Genomic DNA, 618 nt, shown 5'->3' with positions numbered 1-618 from the left:
CCGTGGTCCACCCGCCGAGCGAGACGCGACTCGTCGACGTCGACGATCAGCACCGCGCCGTCGTTCATGGTGACCGCCAGGGGCTGGGCCCCGCCCATGCCACCGGCACCGCCGGTGAGGGTGAGGGTGCCTCGCAGGGAATCCCGACCGAGGGAGCGTGCCACTGCGGCGAACGTCTCGTAGGTCCCCTGCAGAATGCCCTGCGTACCGATGTAGATCCAGGAGCCGGCGGTCATCTGCCCGTACATGATGAGGCCGAGTTCCTCGAGACGGCGGAACTCCGGCCAGTTCGCCCAGTCCCCCACCAGGTTCGAGTTGGCGATGAGCACGCGCGGCGCCCACTCGTGGGTGCGGAAGACACCGACCGGCTTGCCCGACTGCACGAGCAGCGTCTCGTCGGGTTCGAGCTCGTCGAGAGTGCGCACGATCGCGTCGTACGCCTCCCAGCTGCGGGCGGCCTTGCCCGTCCCGCCGTACACGACGAGGTCCTCGGGGTGCTCGGCCACTTCGGGGTCGAGGTTGTTCATCAGCATGCGCTTGGCGGCTTCAGCGCCCCAGCTCTTCGCGGTGCGTGTGTTTCCGCGCGCAGCGCGGACGGCACGCGGCCCAGCGGTCGTG

1 protein-coding gene is annotated in these 618 nt (G+C 69.7%); it reads right to left on the bottom strand.

Features of this window, described 5'->3' with window-relative positions:
* Positions 1-618, bottom strand: a 618-nt coding sequence (locus tag ACNPM4_RS18675) for a urocanate hydratase family protein (protein WP_473965308.1), incomplete at both ends; no start/stop codon positions are given.

The organism is Microbacterium umsixpiens (genome assembly GCF_053543675.1).
This window is presented reverse-complemented; position numbering and strand designations above follow the sequence as displayed.